At 67.0% G+C, this 18,764-nt stretch carries 21 protein-coding genes; 9 read left to right on the top strand and 12 right to left on the bottom strand.

The window, feature by feature from the left end; translation table 11 throughout:
• Window positions 1-110 precede the first annotated feature (110 nt).
• On the top strand, window positions 111-263 hold the full coding sequence (locus tag M4578_RS18020; protein ID WP_258094686.1) for a hypothetical protein: 153 nt from the start codon (window positions 111-113) through the stop codon (window positions 261-263).
• A gap of 204 nt (window positions 264-467) precedes the next feature.
• Here M4578_RS18020 and M4578_RS18015 read toward each other — a convergent pair whose 3' ends face one another.
• Both M4578_RS18015 and M4578_RS18010 read right to left on the bottom strand, forming a co-directional pair.
• Entirely contained in the window at window positions 468-1,871 is a 1,404-nt protein-coding gene (locus M4578_RS18015) for a methyl-accepting chemotaxis protein (RefSeq protein ID WP_258094685.1), read from the bottom strand.
• Window positions 1,872-1,925: 54 nt separating this feature from the next.
• Entirely contained in the window at window positions 1,926-2,378 is a 453-nt protein-coding gene (locus M4578_RS18010) for an iron-sulfur cluster assembly scaffold protein (RefSeq protein ID WP_258094684.1), read from the bottom strand.
• 67 nt (window positions 2,379-2,445) lie between these two features.
• On the opposite strand from M4578_RS18010, the gene hisI reads away from it, so the two are divergent.
• Window positions 2,446-2,808: a phosphoribosyl-AMP cyclohydrolase gene (hisI, locus tag M4578_RS18005; protein WP_258094683.1), complete on the top strand. Its 363-nt coding sequence runs from the start codon at window positions 2,446-2,448 to the stop codon at window positions 2,806-2,808.
• Window positions 2,809-2,870: 62 nt separating this feature from the next.
• On the opposite strand, the gene gluQRS is transcribed toward hisI, so the two are convergent.
• From gluQRS to hpt, 7 genes are all read right to left on the bottom strand, one after another.
• On the bottom strand, window positions 2,871-3,728 hold the full coding sequence (gluQRS, locus tag M4578_RS18000) for a tRNA glutamyl-Q(34) synthetase GluQRS (protein ID WP_258094682.1): 858 nt from the start codon (window positions 3,726-3,728) through the stop codon (window positions 2,871-2,873).
• Complete coding sequence (locus tag M4578_RS17995) at window positions 3,728-3,946, bottom strand: hypothetical protein (RefSeq protein WP_258094681.1); 219 nt, start codon at window positions 3,944-3,946, stop codon at window positions 3,728-3,730. The genes gluQRS and M4578_RS17995 overlap by 1 nt, the downstream gene beginning before the upstream one ends.
• Window positions 3,943-5,295 (bottom strand): methylenetetrahydrofolate--tRNA-(uracil(54)-C(5))-methyltransferase (FADH(2)-oxidizing) TrmFO, encoded by a 1,353-nt coding sequence (trmFO, locus tag M4578_RS17990; RefSeq protein WP_258094680.1) that lies wholly within the window; start codon window positions 5,293-5,295, stop codon window positions 3,943-3,945. The genes M4578_RS17995 and trmFO overlap by 4 nt, the downstream gene beginning before the upstream one ends.
• A gap of 313 nt (window positions 5,296-5,608) precedes the next feature.
• The gene (locus M4578_RS17985; protein ID WP_258094679.1) at window positions 5,609-6,508 is read right to left on the bottom strand and encodes a c-type cytochrome; all 900 of its coding nucleotides are present in this window, start codon (window positions 6,506-6,508) and stop codon (window positions 5,609-5,611) included.
• Window positions 6,509-6,512: 4 nt separating this feature from the next.
• Complete coding sequence (locus M4578_RS17980; protein WP_258094678.1) at window positions 6,513-6,971, bottom strand: c-type cytochrome; 459 nt, start codon at window positions 6,969-6,971, stop codon at window positions 6,513-6,515.
• Window positions 6,972-7,230: 259 nt separating this feature from the next.
• Window positions 7,231-7,416, bottom strand: coding sequence for a hypothetical protein (locus M4578_RS17975; RefSeq protein WP_258094677.1), 186 nt, complete (start codon window positions 7,414-7,416; stop codon window positions 7,231-7,233).
• 1 nt (window position 7,417) lies between these two features.
• Window positions 7,418-7,960 (bottom strand): hypoxanthine phosphoribosyltransferase, encoded by a 543-nt coding sequence (gene hpt / locus M4578_RS17970; protein ID WP_258094676.1) that lies wholly within the window; start codon window positions 7,958-7,960, stop codon window positions 7,418-7,420.
• Between the two features lie 81 nt (window positions 7,961-8,041).
• On the opposite strand from hpt, the gene M4578_RS17965 reads away from it, so the two are divergent.
• The gene (locus tag M4578_RS17965; RefSeq protein WP_258094675.1) at window positions 8,042-8,494 is read left to right on the top strand and encodes a type II toxin-antitoxin system RatA family toxin; all 453 of its coding nucleotides are present in this window, start codon (window positions 8,042-8,044) and stop codon (window positions 8,492-8,494) included.
• A gap of 72 nt (window positions 8,495-8,566) precedes the next feature.
• Here M4578_RS17965 and M4578_RS17960 read toward each other — a convergent pair whose 3' ends face one another.
• From M4578_RS17960 to M4578_RS17950, 3 genes are read right to left on the bottom strand one after another with little or no spacing between them, the layout of a single operon-like run.
• Window positions 8,567-9,046: a CinA family protein gene (locus tag M4578_RS17960; protein ID WP_258094674.1), complete on the bottom strand. Its 480-nt coding sequence runs from the start codon at window positions 9,044-9,046 to the stop codon at window positions 8,567-8,569.
• On the bottom strand, window positions 9,043-9,528 hold the full coding sequence (locus M4578_RS17955) for a phosphatidylglycerophosphatase A family protein (RefSeq protein ID WP_258094673.1): 486 nt from the start codon (window positions 9,526-9,528) through the stop codon (window positions 9,043-9,045). Before M4578_RS17955 ends, M4578_RS17960 begins: the two co-directional genes overlap by 4 nt.
• The gene (locus M4578_RS17950) at window positions 9,525-10,658 is read right to left on the bottom strand and encodes a bifunctional 2-C-methyl-D-erythritol 4-phosphate cytidylyltransferase/2-C-methyl-D-erythritol 2,4-cyclodiphosphate synthase (RefSeq protein ID WP_258094672.1); all 1,134 of its coding nucleotides are present in this window, start codon (window positions 10,656-10,658) and stop codon (window positions 9,525-9,527) included. Before M4578_RS17950 ends, M4578_RS17955 begins: the two co-directional genes overlap by 4 nt.
• A gap of 175 nt (window positions 10,659-10,833) precedes the next feature.
• Here M4578_RS17950 and dusB point away from each other — a divergent pair, with 175 nt between their 5' ends.
• The 6 genes from dusB to M4578_RS17920 all read left to right on the top strand — a co-directional run bounded on the left by dusB (window position 10,834) and on the right by M4578_RS17920 (window position 18,723).
• A complete protein-coding gene (gene dusB, locus M4578_RS17945) occupies window positions 10,834-11,817 on the top strand; it encodes a tRNA dihydrouridine synthase DusB (protein WP_258094671.1) in 984 nt (327 codons plus the stop codon).
• Window positions 11,814-12,899, top strand: coding sequence for a two-component system sensor histidine kinase NtrB (locus tag M4578_RS17940; RefSeq protein ID WP_258094670.1), 1,086 nt, complete (start codon window positions 11,814-11,816; stop codon window positions 12,897-12,899). Before dusB ends, M4578_RS17940 begins: the two co-directional genes overlap by 4 nt.
• Window positions 12,899-14,272, top strand: coding sequence for a response regulator (locus M4578_RS17935; protein WP_258094669.1), 1,374 nt, complete (start codon window positions 12,899-12,901; stop codon window positions 14,270-14,272). Before M4578_RS17940 ends, M4578_RS17935 begins: the two co-directional genes overlap by 1 nt.
• A 146-nt stretch (window positions 14,273-14,418) precedes the next feature.
• Entirely contained in the window at window positions 14,419-16,680 is a 2,262-nt protein-coding gene (locus M4578_RS17930) for a sensor histidine kinase (protein WP_258094668.1), read from the top strand.
• Window positions 16,677-18,095: a nitrogen assimilation response regulator NtrX gene (gene ntrX, locus M4578_RS17925; protein WP_258094667.1), complete on the top strand. Its 1,419-nt coding sequence runs from the start codon at window positions 16,677-16,679 to the stop codon at window positions 18,093-18,095. The genes M4578_RS17930 and ntrX overlap by 4 nt, the downstream gene beginning before the upstream one ends.
• A gap of 10 nt (window positions 18,096-18,105) precedes the next feature.
• The gene (locus tag M4578_RS17920; protein ID WP_258094666.1) at window positions 18,106-18,723 is read left to right on the top strand and encodes a hypothetical protein; all 618 of its coding nucleotides are present in this window, start codon (window positions 18,106-18,108) and stop codon (window positions 18,721-18,723) included.
• Window positions 18,724-18,764: the final 41 nt, after the last annotated feature.

Here is an 18,764-nt window from a genome sequence, read left to right as displayed (position 1 = left end):
TCAAGGCGTTCTGACACTCCGGATGTTCCCGGGATATTCCGGAATGTCTGTGAAATGTTCTCGGATGTTCTCAAAAAGTTCTTTACATGAGGTAAGGAACATGAGAACAAATGAGCAACAAACGCCAGACAGGGATCATGACCATGCTCGATACGCTTCGCCAGGCTCTTTCGCGTGCAGAGGCCACGCTGATTCAGGATCTGATCGGCGGCATTTCTCTGGTGGTGATCCTTGTCGGCGCGCTGCACCTGCCGAGTTTCTGAAAGAGATCGACGTTTTCTGCCTGCGGTCTTTCACCCGGGCCGTCCCGCATCACCTGTCCCCGATGCGCTGCGACTGTCCCCGCCTTGTGCGTCCGGCCTGCCTGATCTCCGGAAGCAAGCACCGGCCCGGCTCCCCGAAAAGACACGCTACTCGCCGCCGCCTCCGTTCCCGCGGAGTGCGGCGGTTTTTTCTTTTGGCCCCGGTCAGAACCGGTAGGCCAGCCGCAGCCCGCCCCAGTGCCGGCCGCGCACCGAGATCGGCGCCGAGAGATCCTTCATCATCACGAAAGTGCCGCCGCCCATGTCGCGGCGGTAGACCTGTAGCAGAAACGGTTTGGTGTTGCGCCCGGCCTTGAGACCGACCCGGTCGTCGAAAAGGCGGCGGTTGCGGCTGTTGGCGGCGTTCCACACCGGATCCTTGCCCTGCGGCTGCGAAAACTTGGCGTTGTGGGTGGGCAGATAGCCGTTCCGGTCAACCGCCGCACAGAACACGATGCGCGAATCCCGCGCCAGAACCGGCTCCTGGATCGGCGGCAGCAGCGCATCGGTGAGCGGGGTGAAGGCGGCCAGAAGCTGCTGCGGATCGCTGCCGGGAATCGGTTTGTACTGCGTATCGAACAGCGCCTGCATGGAGATTCGCCCCGCCGTCAGCGCCGCGTCGAAACTTTGCGAGACGCGGGCGGCGAGATCGCGCACCAGGGCAATCATCGCCGCATCCTCACCGGTGCCGCCGATGGCCACCGCATGTTGCAGGATCGCCTCGGAGCCGTCCACCAGCCGGTCGCAGCGGCGCGATGCCTCGTCCACGCCGCGCGCGACCTCGCCGATGGAGCTTTGAATGCCGGCCACCGTGGGGCGCAGCTCTTCGACGGCGGCGCTGGCGCGTTCCATATCCTCGGCGATGCGCGCGGTGGCGCCGCGCAGCGTGCCCATGCGGTCGCGGATCTCGGACAGGGCGGCATCCGCCGCCTCGGAGCCGGAGAGCACGGTCTCGGCCTCCTGCGAGGTGTGCAGGGCACCGGAGTTCAGCTCTTCGATCCAGTCGGACATGCGTGCGATGGTGGCCGAGATCGCGTTGACCGCCGCGCCGGTCTGCTGGCTCAGCTCGTTGATCGCCTCGGCCACGATGGCAAAGCCGCGCCCGGCATCACCGGCGCGCGCGGCCTCGATCTTGGCATTGACGGCGAGGATGTTCACCTGGCTCGCGATGGAAGCGATCTGGCTGTTCGAGGTCTTCACCGCGCCCAGCATCTCCTCGACCAGATCGTTTTCGGCATGCACCGACTTGACCCAGCGCGCCAGTTCGCGCGCTGCCTTGCCCGAGCGGGCGAGCGTGCCGATGGAGTTTTCCACCCGCTCCCCGGCCTCCGCCGCGCTTTGCGCCACGGCGCGCACATTCGACGAGACCCGGCCATTGGCGGCGGCGACATTGTCGCTGGCCTGTCCGACCTCGGACAGCGCGGTGAGCTGGCTGCGGCTGCGCGCGTCGAGCGCTTGCAGAAAGCCGGCGATGTCCACCACCTCACGTCCCAGCGCCGTGGCGCCGCGGGTCAGGCTCGAGAGTTCGCGCGCCGCATCGGGCGCCGACAGGGAAGGATCGTGTTGCATACCGGTACCGTGCTGTTTCGGCACCGGCATAGACCCCAAAAGGTCAAGATCAGCTTAAGCGCTCTGCGCTTCCTGAGCCTGGGCGGCGGCCTCTGCCGCGGCGTCGAGCGTCAGCAGGATCGAGGCGTGGCGGTTCTTGTAGGATTGCGCCGGGCGCAGCACTTCGAGATCGTCGAAGGGCGCGGGCGGGGTGGGGCCGTCTTCCTTGAGCATGGCGCGCAGCGCGTCGCGCGCTTCGGCGATCTGCTGCGGGGTGCAGCCGACGATCGCGCCGCCCACCACCGAGGCGGCGGCCTGACCGAGTGCGCAGGCCTTCACGTCCTGGGCGTAATCGGCGACGCGCCCGTCCTCCATCCGCAGGTCCACGGTGACGGTCGAGCCGCAGAGCGGCGAACGTTTCTTGACGCTGGCATCGGGTGCCTCGAGCCGGCCCGTCCGCGGGATGTCGGCGGCGAGCGCGAGGATGCGCTGGGAATAGAGCTTGATCAGGTCGGTCTCGGCGGACATGGCTTTCCCTTTCCGGATGCTTTCCATAGATAGGTCTGATCCACGCGCTGCAAAAGGGTTTTGTGTCATGAGCTTCGATCCCGAGACTTTGGTCTATGACGCGCGCGGTCTCATCCCCTGCATCGCGCAGGAGGCGGAGACCGGCGAGGTGCTGATGATGGCCTGGATGAACGCCGAGGCTGTCGCCAAGACGCTGGAGACCGGCCGGGTGACCTATTGGTCGCGCTCGCGGGCATCCTTCTGGGTGAAGGGCGAAAGCTCGGGCCATGTGCAGGAACTGGTGGAACTGCGGGTGGATTGCGATCGCGACTGCCTGCTGGCGCTGGTGCGCCAGACGGGCCCGGCCTGCCACACCAACCGGCGGTCCTGTTTCTACACGGCGCTGAGGGACGGCGCCGAGGTGGAGATCATGGCGCCGATGGACGGCTGAGGGCGGCGCTGCGCGCCGTTTTTTTTGAGTATTTTCAGAAAGATGAAAGGGCTGTGGGCGGGTCAGAGCCCGACCAGGACGCGGATGTCCTGCGGGCTCTTGCCGTCGCCGCGGTAGAGCGCGATGGCGCGGGCGTCGTCGCGCTTGGCGAGGCGCTTGCCCTGGTCGTCGCGGATCAGCCGGTGGTGATGATAGACCGGGGTGGGCAGGGCCAGCAGGCGCTGGAGCAGGACGTGGATGCGGGTGGCCTCGAAGAGATCGCGGCCCCGGATCACATGGGTGATCTCTTGCGCGGCATCGTCCACGACGACAGCGAGGTGATAGGCGGCGCCCATCTCCCTGCGGGCCAAGACCACGTCGCCGATGCTGTCGATCATCTTTTCAATGCCGGTCGTGATCGGGCCGGTCTCGCCCTCCGGTCCGGCGCCGGTTTCGGTGAAGCTCAGGGGCGCGGAGAGCGCGACGCAGGCGCGGGCCATGTCGAGGCGCAGCGTGCCGTCCCGCGGGCGCGGACCCGAGGGCGGCGCGGGCGGGCGGCAGGTGCCGGGATAGACCAGCCCGTCGGGACCGGTGCGCGGTGTGCCTTCCTGCGGGGCCGACAGCGCCTCGCGGATGTCGCGGCGCGTGCAGGTGCAGGGGTAGAGCAGGCCCATCTGCCAGAGCCGGTCGAGCGCGGCCTCGTAGTCGGCGAGATGCTCGGATTCGCGGCGGCAGGGCTCGGGCCAGTCGAGGCCGAGCCAGTGCAGATCTTCCTTGAGCTGGACCTCCCATTCGGGGCGGGAGCGGCTCTGGTCGAGATCGTCGATGCGCAGCAGGAAGCTGCCGCCTGCGGCGTGGGCCATGTCGGAGGCGAGCAGGGCGGAATAGGCATGGCCCAGATGCAGCGGGCCGGTGGGCGAGGGCGCGAAGCGGCTGCGCATCACTCGTCGCGATAGGCGCGTTCGATGCGGCGGGTGCGGCGTTCCTCGCCGGACTGGTAGATCAGCACCCAGGCGAGCAGGATGAACATCGGATGGGTGAGCCCGCCGGAGAAGATGATCGCCGGAATCCAGATCAGGAACACCACGATGGCGAGGATCGGGCGGCCGGTCAGCAGGATCGACAGCGGCGGCAGGAAGAGCGCGAGTACATAATTCATGCGGGCACCTCCTGCGCGGCGAGCCAGCCCTGCCACTCGGCCTTGGCGCGGTCGGTATAGGCCTTGTAGCGGGCGACGCGGCCCCGGCGGCCACCCTTCAGCCCGTCGACCGGGCGGAAGAGGCCGAAGTTCACGTTCATCGGCTGAAAGGTCTTGGCCTCGGCGCCGCCGGTGATGTGGTGGATGAGTGCGCCATGGGCGGTGTCCTGCGGGATATCCGCCAGCGGGCGACCGAGGATCTGGGCGGCGGCCATGCGGCCCGCGGCAAGCCCCATGGCCGAGCTTTCCACATAGCCCTCGACCCCGGTGATCTGCCCGGCAAAGCGGATATGCGGCTTCGAGCGCAGCCGCATCTGCGCGTCTAGCAGCGTGGGGGAGTTCAGGAAGGTGTTGCGGTGGATGCCGCCGAGACGCGCGAACCGGGCGTTTTCGAGGCCGGGAATCATTTTGAAAACATCCGCTTGCGCGCCATACTTCATCTTCGTCTGGAAGCCGACGATATTGTAGAGCGTGCCCAGCGCATTGTCGCGGCGCAGCTGCACCACCGCATGAGCCTTGATGTCGGGCTGGTGCGGGTTGGTGAGCCCCACCGGCTTCATCGGGCCGTGGCGGAGCGTCTCGCGGCCACGCTCGGCCATGACTTCGATGGGCAGACAGCCGTCGAAATAGCTGGCGGTTTCGCCCTCGTGGAACACGGTCTTGTCGGCGGCCAGAAGCGCGTCGATGAAGGCCTCGTACTGGGCCTTGTCCATCGGGCAGTTGATATAGGCGCGGCGCTCTTCCTCGGTCTCGCCCTTGTCGTAGCGCGATTGCAGCCAGGCTTTGCCCATGTCGATGCTGTCCGCATAGACGATGGGGGCGATGGCGTCGAAAAAGGCGAGCGCCTCGGCGCCGGTCTCTGCTGCGATGGCTTTTCCCAGCGCGTCCGAGGTGAGCGGGCCGGTGGCGATGATCCACTGGCCGTCCTCGGGCAGTTCGGTGATCTCCTCGCCCGAGATGTCGATGTTCGGATGCGCCGTCAGCGCCTCGGTCACCGTTTGCGAAAACGCGTCGCGGTCGACCGCCAGCGCGCCGCCCGCGGGCAGGCGGTGGGTCTGGGCGCTGCGCATGATCAGCCCGTTCGCCTGCCGCATCTCCCAATGCAGCAGCCCCACGGCGTTCTGCTCGTCATCGTCCGAACGGAAGGAGTTGGAACAGACCATTTCCGCCAGGTTGCCGGTGCGGTGGGCAAAGGTCTCGACCTTGGGGCGCATCTCGTGGAGCACCACGGGAACGCCCATATTGGCCGCCTGCCAGGCCGCCTCGGATCCGGCCATGCCGCCGCCGACGATATGCAATCTTTGTGTCATGTCGGGGCAGATAGGGGATCATGGGGGCGGTGTTAAGGGGGAAAGCGGTGGGCGTGGTGAAAGATCATTTGCTAGTGGAGCATGCTCCATCCCCACGTCCTTGGCCCGGAACAAGGCGCGGAGCGCCGCCGGGCCCAGCGGCTGCCCGTCCCGGCGGGCTGCCGCTTTGGTGACGTTCGCGCATAGTCGAGAGGTCCTTCGAATCTGGGCGGGATAGATCAAGGGATTCAACGGGCAGAGCGGCACCCCACGGGCAGCCGCCGGGCCCGGCTTCCGTTGCGCTTGTGGAGCGACCCTTCTCGGAACGAACGTCTTAACGCATCTCCCCGCCCTCGGGCAGCGCCTTGAGATAGGCCGCCACCGCCGCGCGGTCCTCGGCCGAGAGCTGCGAGAAATTCTCCACCACCTCAACCATATGTCCGCCGACGCTGTCGAAATCGGGGGTGAAGCCGGTTTCGAGGTAGTAGGCGATCTCGCTCGCGTCCCAGCTCAGGTGATCCGGCGTCAGCCCCGGAATCGTGCCGCGCCCGTTGGGATTGGGCGCGCCGGTCAGCCAGCGCGATGTGTCGAGCCCGCCCAGCATGTCGCGCGGGGTGTGGCACTCGCCGCAATGCGCCAGCGCCTCGACCAGATAGCGGCCCCGGACCATCTGCTGGCCCTCGGCCTCGGGCATCACCCAGTCGTCGTTGAAATAGAGCAGCTTCCAGAACCCGAGACTGCGGCGGATGTTGAAGGGAAAGCCCAGCTCATGCGGCAGGCTGGGCGTGTCCGAGGCGGGCAGGGTCTGCATATAGGCCCAGAGGTCGGCCAGATCGCGGTCGTCCATGCGGGTATAGGCGGTGTAGGGGAAGGCGGGGTAGAGATGCGCGCCCTCGGGCGAGACACCGCGCAGCACCGCATTGGCGAAATCTTCCTCGGACCAGCCGCCGATCCCGTGGTCGGGATCGGGCGAAATATTTGGCGCCAGGAAGGTGCCGAAATCCGAGACGAAGCGCTGGCCGCCCGTCAAGACCAGCTTGGCCTCGCCCTCGGCGTCGGGCGCATGGTGGCAGGAGGCGCAGCCCGCGGCGGTGAACACCTGCGCGCCACGGGACGCGTCGCCCGCAACCCCGGCAAAGCTGCCGCCGGGCAGGGGCCGGGGCGCGCTCAGCACCCAGGCGGCCCCGGCGGCAAACAGGCCCGCCAGGGCCAGACCGCCGATCAGCCGGCGCACGGCGTCAGGATTCCGGCGCGCGGTAGCTGTCGTGGCAGGCCTTGCAGGCCGCGCCGAGCTGTCCCAGAGCGGGGCCGAGCGCCTCCTGTCCGGTGGCCGCAACGGTCTGCATACCTTCGGCCGCCGCGCCGAGCGCGGACCATTTCGAGGCGAAATCCTCCCAATTGTCCCAGATCTCGGCCTTGGCGCGGGTGCCGTCGATGTCCATCTCGGACGAGCCTTCGGGCCAGAGCGGACCTTCGTGGATCATCGTCACGGCGACCAGTGAGTCGGCGGCCATCTGCGCGGCCTCGGCGTCATAGTCGATCTTGCCCTGGGCCATGCCGCCCAATGTGCCGAGGTTGATCGCCAGAATGCGGAACTGGCCCTGCCGCGCCTTGAGCGGGGCGCTGAAGTCCTGCGCCTGGACGGCACCGGCGGTGCAGATCGCAATGGCCGCGAGGCCGGTCAGAAATCGGGTCATGGGTCTCCCCCCTTTTGTGTGACGCGTTCGCCCGAGCAGACCCGGCAGGGCCACGGAGCATATCCAGTCTTTCCGGAGTGCAGCCGTCTGGCAATCGCGCTCTGCGGTGGTGCCGGGGGCGGGCAATGCGCGCGGTGATCTCAACGCCGGAGCGGGATTTCCCAGCGGAAACAGCAGGATGTTGACCTAAGGGAAGGCGAGTGGATCAATCGTGGGGCGATTTTCTGACGCGATCCTCGCGCAGATGTGATGCCGGCGGTCAGGGCATCACGCGGGTCGGCACCCGCACCCGCTCGGTGCTCAGCGCCTCGGGCCAGCCCACCCAGCGTTCGATCGCGTAGAGCGCGAGGCAGATGGCGATCACCGCCAGCACCAGCTTGACGCGGCCCGCAGAGGGCGGGTTGCGGGCCCATTTGGCCATGCGCAGGAGCCAGAGGAAATTCATCTCAGCCCTCGGGAAAGCGCACCTTGCCGATGAAGGGCAGGTTGCGGTTGCGCTGCGCGTAGTCGATGCCATAGCCCACGACAAATTCGTCGGGGATCTCGAATCCGGTCCAGTCGGCGCGCAGATCGACCTCGCGCCGCGCCGGTTTGTCGAGAAGCGCGATGGTGCGCAGCTTGCGCGGCTCGCGCGATTTCAGCAGGCGCAGAACGTGGCTGAGGGTAAAGCCCGTGTCGACGATGTCCTCGACCACCAGCACGTCGCGGCCTTCGATGGGCGAGCGCAGGTCCTTGAGGATGCGCACCTCGCGGCTCGACTGCATGGCGTCGCCATAGGAGGAGGCTTCGAGGAAATCCACCTCGACGGGCAGGTCGATCTCGCGCACCAGATCGGCGATGAAGACGAAGCTGCCGCGCAAAAGCCCCACGACCACCAGCTTGTCGGTGTCCCGGAATTCGCGCCCGATCTCGCGCGCCAGCGCCTCGATCCGCGCGGCGATGGATTTGGCCGAGATCATCTCGTCTACGACATATGGCCGCTCTGTCATCCCAACCCCCTTGCAAAGCCGCGCCCAGCATACGAAATGGGGACCCACTGTCACGCGATAAAGGACCGCCGGACCAGCGACATGCCGACCCATTCCGAGACAAAACACCTGCCTTACAGCGCGCAGCAGATGTACGACCTCGTGGCCGATGTCGCATCCTACCCGCAGTTCCTGCCCTGGACCGCCGCCGCGCGCATCCGCTCGCGCGAGGAGCATGCCGATCACGAGGTGATGCTGGCCGATCTGGTGATCTCGTTCAAAGTCTTCCGCGAACGCTTTGGCAGCCGGGTGACCTTGTGGCCGGGCGAGAACCGGATCGACACGGAATATCTCGACGGGCCGTTCCGGCACATGATCTCGAAATGGCGCTTCGAAGACAGTGCCGAGGGCGGGGTCGACGTGCATTTCTTCGTCGATTTTGAGTTCAAGAACCGTATCCTTCAGGGCGCGGCGGGGATGTTCTTTTACGAGGCGATGCAGCGCATCGTGCGCGCCTTCGAACGCCGTGCGGCGGAGCTTTACGGCACGGCTTGAGTGGCGCGTGACACCCGCCCCGGACCTGGTCCGGGGCAGGGGCGTAGGGTGGGCAATCCTGCCCACCGCCCCTCACTCTCCCGCCAGCGCGCTCCGCAGCAGCTCCAGCGCGTGATGCGTGGCCGCCGCGCGCACATTGGCGCGGCCCAGAGCGCCGAATTCCACCGTCTCGGTGACCGTCTCGCCCTCGCGGGCGAGCGCGAAACACACCATGCCCTCGGGCTTGTGCTCCGATCCGCCGGGGCCCGCGATGCCCGAGATCGCCACCGCAAGATCCGCTGCCGCCGCGCGCCGCGCGCCCTCGGCCATCTCGCGCACCACCTCTTCCGACACCGCCCCGTGCACCGAAAGCGTTTCCGCATGCACCCCCAGCATCTCCTGCTTGGCGGCGTTGGAATAGGTGACAAAGCCCCGGTGAAAGATGTCCGACGAGCCCGCCACATCGGTCAGCGCCGCCGAGACCATGCCGCCGGTGCAGCTTTCGGCGGTGGTGACGGTGACGCCCTGTTCGCGGGCGCGCATGAGGATCTCTCGGGCGAGGACTTCGGTCACATCAGGACTCCATGGGCAAGCGCGGCAAGCGCAATGCTGACGATAGCAGAAAACACGCCCGCAATCACGTCATCCAGCATCACCCCCAGCGCATCGCCGCGCCGGTCGGCCCTGCCCACCAGCCAGGGTTTCCAGATGTCGAAGAGCCGGAAGAACAGAAACCCGGTGATCCAGCCGGGATAAAGCCGCCAGATCTCCACCCCCATCATCGCCGCGCCATAACCCACCGGGAAAAGCGCGATCCACTGGCCCACCACCTCGTCGATGACGATCCACGAAGGGTCATGGTCGTCGGCCCCCTCGGTCACGGCCTTGGTGGCCAGCAGTCCGAGGACAAAGGCCAGCAGCGTGGCGATCAGCAGCAGCCAGAACCCGCCCGCCAGCAGCAGCGCATAGGCGACGGGCAGGGCGGCGAGCGAGCCCCAGGTGCCCGGGGCGGGTTTCAGGAATCCGACATAGAAGAACGAAGCGATGGCTTTCATGATCTCACCAGCGTGGCTGTTGCGATGGCGGCGATTCCCTCTTCGCGCCCGGTAAAGCCCAGCCGCTCGGAGGTGGTCGCCTTGACCGAGACGCGGTCGGCGGAGAGCCCCATGATCCGCGCCATCTCCGCGATCATCGCGGGGGCGTGCGGGGTGATCTTGGGGCGCTCGCAGATCAGCGTCACGTCGATATTGGAGATGGCAAACCCCCTGGAGACCGCCAGATCCACCGCGTGGCGCAGAAAGATCTCTGACGCGGCGCCTTTCCACTGCGGATCGCTGGGCGGGAAGTGCCGGCCGATGTCGCCTTCGGCCATGGCGCCGTAAAGCGCATCGGTGACCGCATGCATGCCGACATCGGCGTCGGAATGGCCCTGAAGACCGCGCCCGTGCGGCACCGCCACGCCGCACAGCACCACATGATCGCCCTCGCCGAAGCGGTGCACGTCAAAGCCGTTGCCCAGGCGAATATCCATTCTCTGCTCCTTCAAAAGCGCGTCGGCCCGCGCGAAATCCTCGGGGCCGGTGATCTTGAGATTGCGTTCCTCGCCCGGAACGATGGCCACGTCCAGCCCCGCGGCGCGCGCCACCTCGACATCGTCCGCCGCGCCGCCCGGATGGGCGGCATGGGCGGACGCGATGGCGTCGTAGCGAAAGCCCTGCGGCGTCTGCGCCCGGAAAAGCCCGGCGCGGTCGCGGGTGCCGGTCACATGGCCGCCGGCGCCGGTCCAGAGCGCATCGGTCACCGCAAGCGCCGGGGCGGCGCCCGGCGCATGGTCCAGCGCGGCGCACACCGCGTCGATCACCGTGCGCGGCACGCAGGGCCGCGCCACATCGTGAATCAGCACCCGCGCGGGCGGATCGCCCGCCAGTGCCGCCAGCCCCGCGCGCACCGATCCGGCGCGGTCCCCGGCGCCCTCGACCAGCGTCACCGGCAGGCCCGCGCAGACGGCGGTTGCACGGGCGCGGTCGTCGGGATGAATCACCAGCAGAAGCCGGGGCAGGTGGGCAAACGCCTCCAGCGTCCAGCGCGCCACGGGTTTGCCCGCGATCTCGCGCCATTGCTTGGGCAGATCGCCCCCGGCACGGGTGCCGCGCCCGGCGGCGACGATGATAACGGCTGTGTCCATGGGCCTCGCTCCTTACCGGCCTCTCTAGGCACTGCCCCGGCGCTGCGCAATGCGCTCTGGCGTCGCGCTTAAAAATTGTGCAAACTGCGTTGTGAAGGGGCTTTAAAGGGCCGGAACGATTGAATGAGCGGCGGCGGCAGGTTACCTCCCAAGCATCTGCACAAGGAATAGGCGCTTGAGTTTCCCTCTGGGTGACAGGTCGATCTCTCCACCTGTTCTGCTGGCCCCGCTGGCGGGCATTACGGACTTGCCGTTCCGAACCCTGGTGGCGCGCTGGGGGGCGGGTCTTGTCGTGTCCGAGATGATCGCGAGCGGCGAATTCCTCACCGCGCGCCCCGGCACCCGTGAAAAGGCCGAGCTGGGCGCGGGGATCGAGAACACCTCGGTGCAGATCGCGGGCCGTGCGCCCGAACCCATGGCCGAGGCCGCGCGTATGGTGGCGGACATGGGCGCCAGGGTCATCGACATCAACATGGGCTGCCCGGCCAAGAAGGTCACCGGCGGCTATTCCGGCTCGGCGCTGATGCGTGAGCCCGACCACGCGCTGCGGCTGATCGAGGCGGTGGTGGAGGCGGTCGACGTGCCGGTGACGCTGAAAACACGGCTCGGCTGGGATGGCGACACGCTGAACGCCGCAGGTCTTGCGAAGCGGGCCGAGGCGGCGGGGGTGCGGATGATCGTGATTCACGGCCGCACGCGCTGCCAGTTCTACAAGGGCCGCGCCGACTGGGCGGCGATCCGCGCGGTGAAAGCGGCGGTCTCGGTGCCGGTGATCGCCAATGGCGACATCGTGGACGCGGCCAGCGCGCGCGAGGCGCTGCGCCTCTCCGGCGCCGATGGCGTGATGGTGGGACGCGGTGCGCAGGGCGCGCCCTGGCGGCTGGCCGAGATCGCGCATGAGGTTTACGGCGCGCCCGCGCCGCAGGTGCCGCAGGGGGCGGCGCTGACAGACATTGTTCAGGAGCATTACGACGCAATGATCGGCTTTTACGGGCCGGAGCTGGGGGCGAAATGCGCCCGCAAGCATCTGGGCTGGTACATGGACGCGGCGGGCACGGCCCCGGAGCCGCGCCGTGAGATCCTCACCGAGCGCGATCCCTCGCGCGTTCTGTCGCTTCTCAAACCGGCGCTGGAAGAGGCGTTGATGGAGGCGGCATGAACAACGAGCTTCAGATGCAGCTCTGGTCCTCGCTGCCGGTTCCGGCGATCCTGCTGGATGCCGAGGAGCGCATCGCCGACATGAACCCGGCGGCCGAGGGCTTTATGAACAACTCGGCCAAATGGCTGATCGGTCAGCCGATCTGGGACCGGCTGGCGGTGGACGCGCCGCTGGAAGAAAGCCTGGCGCGGGCGCGTGAAAACGGCACGCCGCTGTTTGTGAACGATGTCGACGTGGGCACCGGCTCGCGCCCGCCGCTGGTCTGCAACCTGCAACTGGCGCCGGTGCAGAACTATCCCGGCTGGTTCATTATGCTGATTTCCCCGCGTGAGCTGGCGGGGCGCATGACCCAGAGCCATTCGGTGAAATCCGCCGCGAAATCGGCCATCGGCATGGCCGAGATGCTGGCGCACGAGATCAAGAACCCGCTCGCGGGTATCGCCGGGGCGGCGCAGCTTCTGTCGATGTCTCTCTCCAAGGACGATCTCGAACTCACAGATCTCATCGTGGCCGAGACCCGCCGCATCGTGAAGCTGCTCGAACAGGTCGAGCAGTTCGGCAATCTCTCGGCGCCCGAGAAAAAGCCCGTCAATATTCACGACGTGCTCGACCGCGCGCGGCGCTCCACCCAGCTCGGCGTCGGCGCGCATATGAAATTCATCGAGGATTACGACCCCTCGCTGCCGCTGGCCTTCGGCGATCCCGACCAGCTGTTGCAGGTGGTGTTGAACCTCCTGAAGAACGCGGCAGAAGCCGCCGACCCGAAAGAAGGCGGTACGATCCGGCTGCACACGTTCTTTGAACATTCCTTCCGGATGCGCCGCGCGGACGGCACGACGCAGAAGCTCCCCCTTCAGGTCGAGGTGATCGACGACGGCCCCGGCCTGCCCGACGACATCAAGGGCGACATCTTCGATCCCTTCGTGTCGGGCAAGGAAAACGGTACGGGGCTGGGCCTCGCGCTGGTCTCCAAAATCATATCGGATCATGACGGCTGGATTTCCGTGGAGTCTGTGCCCGGCCGCACGGTCTTTCGGATTTCGCTTCCCCGCGCCCCGCGCGAGACAGAGGAGAAGAAATAATGGATGGCACGGTTCTGGTCGCAGATGATGACCGCACGATCCGTACGGTTCTGACCCAGGCGCTGACGCGCGCGGGATGTAAGGTACATGCAACCAGCTCGCTCACCACGCTGATGCGATGGGTCGGCGAGGGCAAGGGCGACGTGGTCATCTCGGACGTGGTCATGCCCGATGGCAACGGTCTGGAAATGCTCCCGAAAATTCATCAGGACCGGCCCGACCTGCCGGTCATCGTGATCTCGGCGCAGAACACCATCATGACGGCGATCCAGGCCGCCGAGGCCGAGGCCTACGATTACCTGCCCAAGCCCTTCGACCTGCCGGATCTGATGAAGCGCACCGCCAAGGCGCTCGACAATCGCAACCGCGCGCCCAAGCGCGAGGATGTGGCAACGATCGGTGCCGACGGGCCGGACGAACTGCCGCTGGTCGGCAAGACGCCCGCGATGCAGGCGCTTTACCGTCTCGTTGCGCGGGTCATGAACACCGATCTGCCGGTGCTGATCTCGGGCGAGAGCGGCACGGGCAAATCGCTGATCGCGCGCGCGATCCACGATTTCTCCGACCGCCGCACCTTGCCCTTCATCACCGTGACCGGCGCCGACCTGTCCGATCTCGAAGGCCCCGCGCGGGTGCTGGCGCGGGTCAAGGGCGGCACGCTGCTCATTGACGAGATCACCGACATCTCGGACGAGATCCAGGCGCGCGTGGTGCGCATGATGGACATCCCCGGCGAACATGTGCCGCGCTTCATGGCCACCTCGCAGGGCGATCTGGCGCAGGCGATGGAAGACGGGCGCGTCCGGCAGGATCTTTATTACCGGCTCTCCGGCGCCACGATCAACGTGCCGAGCCTGCGCGAGCGAGTCGAGGACATCGCGCTGCTGACCGACCATTTCCTGGCCCGTGCCGAGCGCGAGGGCGCGCCCAAGCGCTGGCTGTCGCGGGATGCCGCCGAGCTGTTCCGCGCCTATAGCTGGCCGGGCAACGTGCGGCAGCTCGAAAACTCCGTGCGGCGCCTGAGCCTGACCTCGCGCGCCGAGGAAATCAGCCGGTCCGAGGTCGAGGCGGTGCTGGGCAACCAGCCCGATACCGGCCCGATCCTGCGCGGCGGCGACGCGGAGAAACTGGGCACCTCGGTGGCCCGTCACCTGCGCCGCTATTTCGACCTGCACGGCAACATGCTGCCGCCGCCGGGGCTCTACGCGCGCATTCTCAAGGAGGTCGAGGCGCCTCTGATCGAGATCGCGCTGGAGGCCACCGGCGGCAATCAGGCGAAATGCGCCGATCTGCTGGGAATCAACCGCAATACCCTGCGCAAGAAGATCACCGATCTGGATATTCGCGTGACACGCCGCCGCAAACTGATGTAAAAGGGTCACATAGATGTGGCCGCGCTGCTTCGTTTTTCGCGAAGCGGCAAAGAAGCCACAAGATATGGCGGTCCGCTGCTTCGAGCAGCACATCCTTGTGAGGTATCTCTGTGGCCACGCGGGCACGGAAATCTGGTGCGCGTCGCATGACGTGGTCCCGGCTCAGCCGTTTGCGGCGACAGCGGCGGGTGCAGAACGCGGCCACGCTGGGGCTCGTGCTGCTGGGGCCGGTGCTGGCGCTGGCAACCTTCATGGTGCTGGGTCCGCTCGACAGCGGGCGGGGCACCGAGATGAGCCTGCGGCTCGTGCTGCTGGCCGATCTGGTCTATGTCCTGCTGCTGGCGGCGCTGGTGCTGGCGCGGGTGGCGCGGATGATCTCCGACCGCCGGGCGCAATCGGCGGGCTCGCGGCTGCACCTGCGGCTGACCGGCGTCTTCGCGCTGATGGCGCTGCTGCCCACCGTCACCGTTGCGGTGTTTGCGGTGCTCACCATCAATATCGGTCTGGAAACCTGGTTCTCGAGCCGCGTGCAGAACGTGGTGGGCGCCTCGCTTGCCGCCGCCGAAGCCTATGAGGCCGAGCAGCGCCGCGGGCTTTCCGAGGACGTGGAGGCGCTGGGGCGCTTTCTGGATGCCGCGCGCCGGGCGAATTTTGCCTTGGACGATGGGGATATACGGCAGATTCTTCAACAAGGGCAGGGGCAGATCCAGCGCGGTCTGCGCGAGGCCTATGTGATCGACGGTGCGGGCGAGATCCGGGCGCGGGGCGAGCGGTCGTATCTCTTCGATTACGAGCAGCCCACCATTGCCCAGATCGCCCAGGCGGACGAGCAGGGCATGGTGCTGATCCCGGATTGGGACAACCACGAGCTGCGGGCGATGATCCCGCTGACGGCCTTTGCCGACCGCTATCTTTATGTCAGCCGCGATGTGGACGGGAACCTGCTGAACCTGCTCGACGAGACCCAGGCCACCGCACAGTTCTATCAGCAGCAGGAAAGCGAACGCGGCCGGCGGCTCTTCGATTTTGCGCTGCTTTATCTTGGCTTTGCGATGCTGCTGATCCTGGCGGCCACCTGGCTGGGCCTGTGGTTCGCCGAGCGGCTGGCGCAGCCGGTGGGGCGGCTCACCGGCGCCGCGCAGCGGGTCGGCGCCGGCGATCTGGATGTGCAGGTCATCGAGGACGAGGGCGACGACGAGATTTCGATGCTCGGGCGCTATTTCAACCAGATGACCCGGCAGCTCAAGGCGCAGCGCGAGACGCTGCTGGAAAACACCCGCCAGATCGAACGCCGCCAGCGGCTGTTCGATTCCGTGCTCTCCTCGGTGACCTCCGGGGTGGTGGGGCTCGACGATACCGGGCGGGTGACTTTCGTGAACCGCTCGGCGGAACGGCTGCTGGGCTGGCACGAGACCAAATCCGAAGTGCCGATCACCGTGGCGGTGCCGGAGTTCGGCGCGCTTTTCGCAAAGCTGCGCGACAGCGGGCACGAGACCGCGCAGGAAGAGGTGAAGGTCAGCCGCGAGGGGCGGCTGGAACATCTTCTGGTGCGCATGTCTGTGCGACGGCGGGACAATGGCTCGCTCGAGGGCTATGTGGTCGCCTTCGACGATGTGACCGATCTGGTCAGCGCGCAGCGCATGGCCGCCTGGGGCGACGTGGCGCGGCGCATCGCGCATGAGATCAAGAACCCGCTCACCCCGATCCGGCTGTCGGCCGAGCGCATCAAGCGCAAGTTCGGCCGCACGATGGAGGCCGAGGATGCCGAGAAGCTGGACCAGATGACCGAGGTCATCGTGCGCCAGACCGAGGATCTGCGGCGGATCGTCGACGAGTTCAGCAAGTTCGCCCGCATGCCCGAGCCCGAGCGCAAGCCCGAGGACGTGGTGGCGCTGCTGCGCGGCGCGGTGCTGTTGCAGGAGACCGGCCAGCCCGATGTGCGCTTTGTCACCGATTTCCCGGAGGGCGAGATGCCCGCCGAGCTGGACGCGACGATGATCGGGCAGGCCCTGACCAACCTTATCAAGAACGCCGGAGAGGCCATTGAAACCCTGACGGAAAACGGCGTTCCCAAAGGCTATTCCCCGGAGATCCGCGTCTCTCTCGAAGACGATGACGGGCGGGCGCTGATCCGCATCATGGACAATGGCATCGGGCTGCCCGAGGACCGGGCGCGGCTTTTCGAGCCCTATGTGACCACCCGCGACAAGGGCACCGGCCTTGGCCTGCCCATCGTGAAGAAGATCATCGAGGAGCATGGCGGCAGCCTGGTTCTCGAAGACGCGCCGCTATTCGACGGTGCGACCCATGCCGGGGCGATGGCGGTGATCCGCCTGCCGCTCGGGCTCGCGCCGGCGCGGCCGGCCCATATGCACAGAGTCATTTCAGAGTTAGAGGGGCAGACATGAGCGACATCCTGATCGTCGACGACGAGCGCGACATTCGCGAGCTGATCGGGGACATCCTCGAGGACGAAGGCTATACCACGCGGCTTGCGTCGAATTCGACCGAGGCCATGTCGGAGGTCAATTCCGAACCGCCCGGCCTGATGATCCTCGACATCTGGCTGAAGGACAGCAAGATGGACGGGATCGACATCCTGAAGACCGTCAAGCGCGACAACCCGGATATTCCGATCATCATCATCTCGGGCCACGGCAACATCGAGATCGCGGTCGCCGCGATCAAGCAGGGTGCTTACGATTTCATCGAAAAGCCCTTCAACATTGACCAGTTGCTGGTGGTGATCCGCCGCGCGATGGAGACCTCGCGGCTGCGGCGCGAGAACCAGAAGCTCAAGCGGCGCGAGACCGAGGTGGCCCAGATGGTGGGCGACAGCGCCGCCTTCCGCGCGCTGCTCAGCCAGCTCGAGAAGGTGACGAAATCGAACGGGCGGGTGATGCTGACCGGCCCGGCGGGCTGCGGCAAGGAGGTGGCGGCGCGCTACATCCATTCCAATTCGGGCCGCGCGGCGGGGCCGTTCATCACGGTGAACTGCGCAGGCGTCGAGCCCGAGACCATGGAAGAGGTGCTGTTCGGGCGCGAGACGCCCGAGCGCGGCATCGAGCCGGGGCTGCTCGAGCAGGCGCATGGCGGGGTGGTCTATTTCGACGAGGTGGCGGATATGCCGCTTGGCACCCAGTCCAAGATCCTGCGCGTGCTGGTCGATCAGTCCTTTGTCCGCGTCGGCGGCGCCGACAAGGTGCGGGTGGATCTGCGGGTGATCTCCTCGACCAATCGCGATCTCGACGAGGAGATCGCGGCGGGCCGCTTCCGTCAGGAGCTCTATCACCGGCTGAACGTGGTGCCGATCGCGGTGCCCTCGCTCGAGGACCGGCGCGAGGACATTCCGCTGCTGGCGGAGCATTTCATCGACGCCTGCAACAAGGCGCAGGGCCTGCCGCTGCGGACGCTGAGCGAGGATGCGGTGGCGCTGATGCAGACGATGATCTGGCCAGGCAATGTGCGCCAGCTCAAGAACCTGGTGGAGCGGGTGCTGATCCTGGGCGAAGGCAGCGGCCCCATCGAGGCGCGCGAATTGCCGCAGGAGGCGCCGGTGGACGGCGACGAAGAGGGGCGCGTGGTGCTTTCGGGCACGCTGGCGACCCTGCCGCTGCGCGAGGCGCGCGAGGCGTTCGAGCGTGAATATCTGCTGACCCAGATCAACCGCTTCGGCGGGAATATCTCGCGCACCGCGGCCTTTGTAGGGATGGAGCGCTCGGCGCTGCACCGCAAGCTGAAATCGCTGGGCGTGGTGACCGGATCGAAATCCGGCGGGCGTATCGCCTATGTGGACGAGGATCATGTCCAGAAGGTCGGATAAGGCGCAGCACATGTCGAAGCCGATGCGGGGCGGCTGGCTCGCCGGTCTCGGGCTCTGCGTGGCGCTGCTGGCGGGCTGCGAGGCGCCGGTTGCGCCCGACAGCCTGAGTTTCGCGACCAGCGGGCAGGTTGCCGAGGCGCAGGAGGCGCAGATTGCCGAGGTCACGGCGGCGCTGCGGGCGCTGGGGCCGGATGTCGATCCGCAGGAGGCGGCGCGCGCGGCACGGATCGCGGTGCTGGAACCGCTGGCCTGGGCGCGGGAGTGGCGGGTCGTGGATGCGCCGCTGGTGCATAATTTCAAGGTGGTGAACGGGTTCCGGGACAAGGGCGTGTGCCAGGACTGGGCCGATGCGATGGAGATCGCGCTGCATGCCGAGGCGTTCCGGACGCTCGAACTGCACCGGGCCATCGCCAATGCGCGCAACCTCAGCCTGGAACATGCCACGGTCATCGTGACCGCCCGGGGCCGGCCGATGGAAACGGGGGTGATCCTCGATCCCTGGCGGCTGGGGCAGGGGCGGCTCTGGTTCGGCCAGGTGACCGAGGATCCGCGCTACACCTGGGAAACGCGCGAGGCGGTGCGGGCCTGGCACCGGGCCTGGAAGGAAAAGGCGCTGGCCGGCGGATAGGCCCGTGTTCGACCGGGGCCTGCTCCGGTGAGGGACGGGCG

The organism is Salipiger pentaromativorans (assembly GCF_024721115.1).
GTDB lineage: Bacteria > Pseudomonadota > Alphaproteobacteria > Rhodobacterales > Rhodobacteraceae > Salipiger > Salipiger pentaromativorans.
Note: the sequence above shows the minus strand (reverse complement) of the source record. Positions and strands in the feature narration are given on the sequence as shown.